The organism is Hymenobacter profundi (assembly GCF_019334315.1).
Lineage (GTDB): Bacteria > Bacteroidota > Bacteroidia > Cytophagales > Hymenobacteraceae > Hymenobacter > Hymenobacter profundi.
Genome location: NZ_JAHWGL010000064.1, coordinates 21,296 through 29,808, shown reverse-complemented (window position 1 = coordinate 29,808; position 8,513 = coordinate 21,296). Strand labels below are relative to the sequence as shown.

7 protein-coding genes are annotated in these 8,513 nt (G+C 54.3%); 2 read left to right on the top strand and 5 right to left on the bottom strand.

The genetic code is table 11. From position 1 onward, the window contains the following. Positions 1-50: 50 nt before the first annotated feature. From tpiA to uvrA, 4 genes are all read right to left on the bottom strand, one after another. Positions 51-815: a triose-phosphate isomerase gene (tpiA, locus tag KYK14_RS14660; protein WP_185282357.1), complete on the bottom strand. Its 765-nt coding sequence runs from the start codon at positions 813-815 to the stop codon at positions 51-53. A gap of 172 nt (positions 816-987) precedes the next feature. Beyond that, entirely contained in the window at positions 988-1,791 is an 804-nt protein-coding gene (locus KYK14_RS14655; protein WP_219159818.1) for a hypothetical protein, read from the bottom strand. 60 nt (positions 1,792-1,851) lie between these two features. Continuing rightward, positions 1,852-2,022, bottom strand: a complete 171-nt coding sequence (locus KYK14_RS14650; protein ID WP_219159816.1) for a hypothetical protein — start codon at positions 2,020-2,022, stop codon at positions 1,852-1,854. A gap of 110 nt (positions 2,023-2,132) precedes the next feature. Next, on the bottom strand, positions 2,133-4,967 hold the full coding sequence (gene uvrA / locus KYK14_RS14645) for an excinuclease ABC subunit UvrA (RefSeq protein WP_219159814.1): 2,835 nt from the start codon (positions 4,965-4,967) through the stop codon (positions 2,133-2,135). A gap of 397 nt (positions 4,968-5,364) precedes the next feature. Between uvrA and KYK14_RS14640 the strand changes: the two genes are divergently transcribed. Next, positions 5,365-6,492, top strand: coding sequence for an acyltransferase family protein (locus KYK14_RS14640; RefSeq protein WP_219159812.1), 1,128 nt, complete (start codon positions 5,365-5,367; stop codon positions 6,490-6,492). Positions 6,493-6,721: 229 nt separating this feature from the next. Beyond that, positions 6,722-7,357, top strand: coding sequence for a class I SAM-dependent methyltransferase (locus KYK14_RS14635; protein ID WP_219159810.1), 636 nt, complete (start codon positions 6,722-6,724; stop codon positions 7,355-7,357). A gap of 163 nt (positions 7,358-7,520) precedes the next feature. Here the strand turns inward: KYK14_RS14635 and KYK14_RS14630 are convergent, their stop codons facing one another. Next, positions 7,521-8,474, bottom strand: a complete 954-nt coding sequence (locus KYK14_RS14630; RefSeq protein WP_219159808.1) for an amidohydrolase family protein — start codon at positions 8,472-8,474, stop codon at positions 7,521-7,523. Positions 8,475-8,513 lie beyond the last annotated feature (39 nt).

The window sequence follows — 8,513 nt, the reverse complement described above, 5'->3', positions numbered from 1 at the left end:
TCCTTCGACACTGGCTTGATGCGCCACATGCTCAGGATGACAGAAGAAAGTTAAAAGGACTTGATAATCTCCGTGAAATCACGCGATTTGAGGGAGGCGCCGCCAATGAGGCCGCCGTCTACGTCGGGTTGGGAGAACAATTCGCGGGCGTTCTGGGCGTTGGCCGAGCCGCCGTAGAGGATGGTGGTATTTTCGGCCGCTTCGGCGTCGTAGGCGCGGGCTACCTGCTCGCGGATGAAGGCGTGCACCTCCTGCGCCTGGGCGCTGGTAGCAGTTTTGCCGGTGCCGATGGCCCAAATGGGCTCGTAAGCAATGACTACCTGTGCAAACTCCTCATTGGAGAGGTGAAACAGACCATCTTTCAGCTGCTTGCTGATAAAGTCGAAGGTCTCCTCAGCCTCGCGGGTTTCCAGCGACTCGCCAATGCAGAAAATCGGCTTCAGGCCAGCGGCCAAAGCAGCTTTCAGCTTTTGCGAAAGCAAGAAATCGTCTTCCTTGAAATACTGGCGGCGCTCGGAGTGGCCCAGAATTACATATTCGGCACCCACCGATTGCAGCATCTTACCCGATACCTCGCCGGTGTAGGCGCCGCTTTCCTTGTCGGAGCAGTTTTGGGCGCCCAGGTGGAAGTTGCTACCCTGAGGCAGCTGCTTGCCTACACTATATAGAAAAGGAAACGGCGGGCAGATCACCACTTGCACCGCAGAGCCGGTGGCCTCATCGGCTACCATGTTAGTGATTTCAGAAACCAGAGCCAGGCCGTCCTGGAGCGTGAGGTTCATTTTCCAGTTGCCGGCAACGATGTTTTGGCGCATAGCGAAAGAGCGTAGAGTTGAAGATTCGCCTGCAAGTTATCAGTTAGTTGTTAGTGGGTTGTTGTTAGCTGTCAGGAAGTAGCTGTCAGTTGTTAGTCTGATTCCTATTTTAACAACTAACAGCCACTCCCTAACAACTGACAACTAATCTCTAACAACTAACGAACAACCGCTACAACCCCGCCGCCGTTTGCAACCGCCGGCGCGACAACAGGATGCCACCTACTGCCACTATCCCCGCGCCGCCCCAGGCCAACCACATCAACTCAGGGTAGGCGCTTTGCCGCGCTACCCCAATGGCAACCAGTGCCCACGCCGCCACCAGCGGAAACGCTACTTCTCGAAAGGCATAGGCTACCAGCAACCCCAGCGCTACCACTATTGCTAACAGCAAAGCCGTGAGCAGCACACGCACGTTTTCTTCGCCGTGCCACCCCCAGCTCCACAAGCCCAACGTGACGTTGATAACGGTAGCCACCGAAATCCACCCTAGAAACAGCGCGAAGGGTAGGCTGCTGAGCATCGCGCTTTCACCAGCCAGTACCAATGTCCGCGCCCTGCCATATACCAGGATCAGGCTAATTAGAATACCCAGCATCACTAATGCACTCAGGGCCAGCCGCTCATATGCAAACACCACCAGCCACAGCCCCGTGAGCACATTGGCCAGCGTGAGGGGTAGGGCTACGGCATCGGGTAGCAAGTTGCGGCGCTGGGCTGGCAACAGTTGCCAGATGGCGTACACCAGCAAGCTCAGAAAAGTCAGGCCCCAGATGCTGAATGCGTAGCCCGCCGGCGTGAGCAGGGTAGGATACTTGCCGGATACCGCGCCGTTTGTCTGCCCATTGAACGGGTAGGCCTGCGACACGTAGTTCAGCGCAATATTGCCAACGATGCTAGCCGCCGCTGCCCACCGCCACAAGCGGCCCGGCAACGCAGATTCGGGTGAGGTCAACGGGGTAGAAAGTGCAGTCATAGAGCAATGTTAAGTATGGGAAACTGCTAGCCCGGCTCCATTGGCACCGGACCAGCAAGCTTATTTTGTAGGCAGATGCGGCTTGGGTTGGCCGGCCGCAGATGTGGCAGCAGAAGACTGCGCATCAGTTTTTGCTTTTACCAGGAGCGCCTGAATCTGGGTCAGCACGTTTTCGTCCTCCAGCTTCTCGATGAAGGCAATCAGCTCTTTCTTTTTGTGGGCAGGTATCATAGGAAATGCAGGTTATAGGGTGTTGGGCAAGAGGCCAATTGAGGCTATACGCAAACGCCCCGAATGGTTGTCCATTCGGGGCGGGCAGGGTGCGTGTGCGGCACAGGTTGCTACAGCTTCTCGGCCAGGAAACGGGCTGTGGAGTTGGTATCTTTCAGCTTCACCATTTCCTCGGGCGTACCCTCGAAGAGTAGGTGGCCGCCGTTGGTGCCGCCCTCGGGGCCGAGGTCGATAACCCAGTCGGCACACTTGATGATGTCCATGTTGTGCTCGATGATGAGCACCGAGTTGCCTTGTTCCACCAGCGCATTTAGGGCCGTCATCAGCTTGCTGATGTCGTGGAAGTGCAGGCCGGTGCTGGGCTCATCGAAAATAAACAGAATTTTATCTTGCTGAAGGGTAGCACCTTTGGTCAGGAACGAGGCTAGCTTCACGCGCTGGGCCTCACCACCGGAAAGCGTATTGGCCGACTGCCCCAGGCGAATGTAGCCCAAGCCCACATCGTTGAGCGGGCGCAGACGCTCCACAATCTTGGGCTGATCGGCAAAGAACTCTACAGCGTCCTCCACCGTCATTTCCAAGATTTCGTCGATGCCTTTTTCCTTGTACTTGATTTCCAGGATGTCCTGCTTGAACTTGTGGCCATTGCAGGCTTCGCAAGTCAGGTAGATATCAGCCATAAACTGCATCTCAATCTTCACCTGACCCTCGCCCTGACACACTTCGCAGCGCCCGCCTTCCACGTTGAAGCTAAAGTGCGAAGGTTTCAGGCCCCGCGCCTTGCTCAGCGGCTGATCGGCAAACAGGCTGCGAATGGCGTCATAGGCCTTCACGTACGTCACCGGGTTGGAGCGCGATGACTTGCCGATGGGGTTCTGATCCACAAATTCCACGTGCGACACTTGGCCCTGCACGCCCATCAGGCGGTCGAACTTGCCAGTGGCTTCGCCCGCGCCGCCGCCCAGCTGCTTGAGCACGGCCGGCGCCAGAATGCGCTTCACCAGGGTAGACTTGCCCGAGCCTGACACGCCCGTTACCACCGTCATCACGTTCAGCGGAAACTTCACCGACACGTTTTTGAGGTTGTTTTCGCGGGCGCCGGTCACTTCCAGCGCATTGCGCCAGGGGCGACGAGTTTTGGGTACCGGCACCGCCATCTGGCCGCTGAGGTAGCGCCCAGTGTAGGTAGTATCGTCCTCCAAAATCTCCTCGTACGTGCCCTGAAACATCAGCTTACCGCCACCCGAGCCGGCTTCCGGCCCAATGTCGATGATCTGGTCGGCCTGCTCCATCATCTTGTCTTCGTGCTCCACTACTACTACCGTGTTGCCTAGCTTCTGCAAGGAGCGCAACACGCCGATGAGCTGCTCGGCATCCTTGGGGTGCAGGCCAATGCTGGGCTCATCCAGAATATACATGGAGCCCACCAGCGCCGAACCCAGCGAGGTAGCCAGCGAAATACGCTGCGATTCGCCACCCGACAGCGTGCTACTGAGGCGGTTGAGGGTGAGGTAGCCCAGCCCTACCCTATTCAGGTAGCTGAGGCGGTTGGTTACCTCCGTCACCAGGCGCTCGGCTACCTTGGCCTCGTGCTCGGTTAGGTTGAGGTTATTGAAGAACTGCACCGCTTCCGAGATGGGTAGCAACACCAAGTCGGTGATGCTGTTGCCGTCGATTTTGACGTATTGCGCATCGTGGCGCAGGCGCGTGCCGCGGCAGTCGGGGCAGGTGGTGCGGCCCCGGTAGCGGCTTTGCAGCACGCGGTACTGGATCTTGTGCGTCTGCTCCGACACCCATTTAAAGTACTTATCCAGACCATCAAAGTACTTATTGCCTTTCCAGAGCAGCTGCTTTTCGGCCTCGCTCAGCTCGTTGTAGGGCCGGTGAATTGGGAAATCGAATCGGATACCGTTTTTCAACAAGGGCTTCAGCCACTCACTCTGCTTGTCGGTGCGCCAGGGGGCAATGGCACCCTCATACACCGTCAGCGACTTATCCGGAATCACCAAATCCTCGTCAATGCCCAATACCGAGCCGAAACCCTCGCAGGTTTTGCAGGCGCCGTAGGGGTTATTGAAGGAGAAAAAGTTGACGTTCGGTTCTTCGAACACGATGCCGTCCAGCTCGAATTTGTCGGAGAAGGTGCGCCGCTCGGCGTCAAACTGCGCGATGCATGTGCCATGTCCCTCGAAAAAGGCCGTTTGCACCGAGTCGGACAGGCGGAACTGCAAATCCTCATCACCATGCCGAATCACGGCGCGGTCAATCATGATGTACACGTCGCCCTGCACCTCGGGCTTGCCCTCCCCGATTAGGTCTTCGATGAACTCGGTTTCGCCCTTCACCACCACCCGCGAGTAGCCTTTTTGCAGCAGCAAATCCAGCTCCTTGCTCATGGGCCTACCCTCCTCCGAAGGTAGTAGCGGGGCTAGCAGCGTCAGGCGGGTGCCGTCGGGTAGGGTGAAGAGGTAGTCCACCACATCGGCCACGTTGTCCTTGCGCACCTGCGCGCCGCTCACGGGCGAGTACGTGCGCCCTACCCTGGCAAAGAGCAGCTTAAGATAATCGTATACCTCAGTGCTGGTGCCCACCGTGGAGCGGTTGTTTTTGATGCTGACCTTCTGCTCGATGGCAATGGCCGGCGAAATGCCGCGGATGTAGTCTACGTCGGGCTTGTCCATGCGGCCCAGAAACTGGCGAGCGTAGCTGCTTAGGCTCTCCACGTACATGCGCTGCCCCTCGGCATACAAGGTGTCAAACGCCAGACTAGACTTGCCCGAACCCGACAGGCCCGTGACAACGATAAACTTATTGCGCGGCAGTGCCACGCTGAGATTCTTGAGGTTATGAACCCGCGCATTCTTAATCAGAATAAAGTCGCGCGGGTCGAGCTGGTCGATAGGATCGGCCGCGGGGGCGGCTACTTGCAAGGAGTCTTGGGCCATAGAGCGGTAAACAGCCAGCACCGGGGGTTTGGTTTCCGGCGGAGGTAGGGAGTTTACGAAGGTACGACGTAGGGTGTGGTTTGGCGCTGGAATGCTTACATGGGGAGATGTGATATACTCAGTGTTATTCACCAATTTGATAGCAACTCTATGCTTCTAGAACAACGGCACAAACTCACGCAGCTATAATGTGACTTACTTAAGAAGTAATACAGGCTCCTTTCTACCTAATTTACAAGACACGTTATTGTGTTTATCTTATATAAGCAAAACCTACCAGTGTTGCTATAAATCACTCATTAAACGCCGTAAAACAAGAAAATTTACGTAATATCGGCCCGCTTATATACAAGGGGTTTCTATCCCTTATTCTGTATTATACTTATTGCCTTGCATTATGCTAAGCACTACCCGGCAACCAGCAGAGAAATTGGAGCTATTAGAGGCCATTCGCGGCTTTGCAGCATTGTATGTGGTTATTCACCACTTCATTGGCTTCACTACACTCAAGCAAACACTTCATCCCCTGCTTAGGCTGCCCTTCCGTTTCGGACAAGAAGCTGTTATTGTCTTTTTCCTGATGTCGGGCTTTGTTATCTGTATTGCTACCTATAAATCATCTCAGCAAGATATTCGCACGTTCTTTTATAAACGTTTCTTCAGAATATATCCCATATTCCTTGCTACTCTCGGCTTATCCGTGCTCGTTGCTTTGTGTAACGGTGAATCATTTTCTTCGAAAGACACTGGTAATTTTTTAGGAAACTTATTGATGCTTCAGGATACGCCAGATAAACCGGGCGGAGTTATTCAGCCTTTTTTAAAAAATCACGCACTCTGGTCTTTGTCGTATGAATGGTGGTTTTATATGCTATTTCTTCCTGTCCTTACCTTGCTGAACAAAATGAAATTTTATTATACAGGACCTTCTGTATATAGTGTACTTTCTTTATCTTTTGTAGCTTATATTTTCTATTTATTATTCCCTAATCATCTTCTTCTTGTACTCACCTATTTGGTTATGTGGTGGGTAGGCGTGGCATGGGGAGAGATGTATGTCAAGCAGATTTCTTTCAACTGGAAAAATATGCTGCCACTTTATGTCAGCTTGTTTGTTATGCTTTGCTTGACGGCTATACCAGCCATAACAGCTTACCAAGCAACACAGTCGGTGAGTAATTTAACAGACTATCCCTTTATCGTTTTTCGACATTTCGCATTTGCTTTTCTGTGTGTAGGGAGTATTCATTTTTACCATATTTATAAACTCACTTATTTAAAAACAGTATTTGTGCCTTTTGCCAAATTATCCTCTATTTCGTATGCATTGTATTGTGTACATTTTCCTATATTATGGCTTCATATTCCATTTATTACCAATATTTATATAGCATTATTCGCTAAACTTATGCTCGTAGTAGCACTATCACACCTGTTGGAAAATAAATTACAGCCTATCGTTAATAAATATTCATATGCTCTTCGTACTTCTGCGGCTGAAATCCCAGTGGTAGTTAATGCTTAAAATCTGATAAGAGCCAACTCGGTTAAATTTGTAGTTCGGTCGTTCAACGCAGCACCTTTTCGCCAACTGGCCCCGTCCCTTTGCATGACTTCGGTTAGGCGCATGAGGTAAAGAAATAATGGCACGAGTCACACCATATTCACGCCAGCTAGGGGTAACTCCATGCTTAGCACGACCAACGAAACTCTCCGCTATGCAGTCTGTTGAGTAGGAAAACTACCTCCTACCCATGCCTACCCCCAACGACACCCCTTTCCCGTCCAACGCCTTCCGCCGCCAGGACGAAACGCCGGACGCCGATTTCTACCACTTCCCGCGCTTTGTGACACACATCGACGAGGGCGCTATTGCGGCCGTGACCCAGCTGTACCGTGAGTATCTACCGGCCAATGGTGCGGTGCTGGATTTGATGAGCAGTTGGATCAGCCACTTGCCCGAGGAGGTAGCCTATCAGCGTGTGGTAGGGCTGGGCATGAACGAGCAAGAGTTGCGCGCCAACCCGCGCCTGAGCAGCTACGTGGTGCAGGACCTCAACCAAACCCCTACCCTACCCTTCGCTGACAACGAGTTCGACGGGGCCGGCATCTGCGTGTCTATTGACTACCTCACACAGCCGGTGGAGGTGCTGCGCGAGCTGGCCCGCGTGCTGCGCCCCGAAGCGCCGCTGGTCATTACCTTTTCCAACCGCTGCTTCCCTAGCAAAGCCATAGCCGCCTGGCACGCCCTCGACGACCGTGGTCACCTGGCCCTAGTGCAGCGCTACCTAGAAACAGCCGGCGGCTGGCACCACATCGAGCTACTTGACCGCAGCCCCAACGGCTACCAATCCGATCCGCTGTTTGCGGTAGTGGGAAGAGTGGTTTGAGGTTGTTAGGAAAAACGTCTGCCATCCTGAGCGCAGCGAAGGACCTTCTGCCAGTTGAACGACTCGTTGTTACTTCCATCGTTCTACCGTGATAAGGTCCTTCGCTGCGCTCAGGATGACAGACGTTTTTTCATCCGATAACTTCCCCCTAACAACTAGAACTTCACAATCCCAGCACCCGCGCGGCGTTTTGGTGGCAGACTTTCGCCCGTACCTCGTCGCTCAGGGGCGCTTGTTCTATCCAGCGGCTGGCCGTTTCGGATTCTTCAAACGGATAATCCACCGAGAACAGCACGTTGTCTTCGCCCAGGGCGGCTAGGGCGCACTGCAACGATTCATCGGCGCACACGCCGGTGGTAGTCACCACGATGTTAGATTTGATGTATTCCGAAGGCAGCTTCGTCAGGCCTTGGGGTAGGCCGGCGAGGCGGGCGCGACTATCGAGACGCCAGAGCAGGTAGGGCAGCGTTTCGCCCATGTGGCCTAAGATTAACTGCACCTTCGGAAACCGCTCGAACACGCCACCAAACACGAGACGCAGGGCGTGCGTGGCTGTTTCTACGGTCCAGCTCCAGGTGGCGCCCAGCAGCTCGGGGTGACCTTCGTAGAGCTGCATTTTCTGGTAGGAATTGGCGGGGTGCAGGTACACGGGCACGCCCAGGTCTTGCACCCGTTCCCAAAACGGCGTGTACTGGTCTTCGTCGAGGTAGTGGCCGTTGGTGTGGCTATTGATCATGGCGCCCCGAAAGCCCAACTGGCGCACGCACCGCTCCAGCTCATCGGCGGCAGCAGTGGGGTCTTGCAGGGCCAAGTGGGCCAGCCCGCCAAAACGGGTAGGGTGCAACTCAATTTTTTCGGCTAAGAAATCGTTGGTCTCGTGGGCCAGGCGCACGGCGCGGGCGGTATCGGGTTCCGTTTGCACGCCGGGGCTAGTAAGCGACAAAAACGACCGTTCGATACCGGCTGCATCCATTGCCGCCAGTCGCTGCTCGCCAAAATCCTGCAAGCGCGTCAAAATATTCTGCATGGCTTTTTCGGGCAGGTCGCGCATGTGCTGCTTGAAGCCTTCGACAAAGGCAGGGGCAAGAAAGTGTTCTTCTAAAGCAATCTTTTTCATAGGTTTTGGCAGGGTATTTACTAGGGTAAGCCCGTTGGA

Coding starts and splice junctions, on each gene's coding strand:
- tpiA (WP_185282357.1), bottom strand. CDS start 815: ATGCGCCAAAACATCGTTGCCGGCAACTGGAAAATGAACCTCACGCTC.
- KYK14_RS14655 (WP_219159818.1), bottom strand. CDS start 1,791: ATGACTGCACTTTCTACCCCGTTGACCTCACCCGAATCTGCGTTGCCG.
- KYK14_RS14650 (WP_219159816.1), bottom strand. CDS start 2,022: ATGATACCTGCCCACAAAAAGAAAGAGCTGATTGCCTTCATCGAGAAG.
- uvrA (WP_219159814.1), bottom strand. CDS start 4,967: ATGGCCCAAGACTCCTTGCAAGTAGCCGCCCCCGCGGCCGATCCTATC.
- KYK14_RS14640 (WP_219159812.1), top strand. CDS start 5,365: ATGCTAAGCACTACCCGGCAACCAGCAGAGAAATTGGAGCTATTAGAG.
- KYK14_RS14635 (WP_219159810.1), top strand. CDS start 6,722: ATGCCTACCCCCAACGACACCCCTTTCCCGTCCAACGCCTTCCGCCGC.
- KYK14_RS14630 (WP_219159808.1), bottom strand. CDS start 8,474: ATGAAAAAGATTGCTTTAGAAGAACACTTTCTTGCCCCTGCCTTTGTC.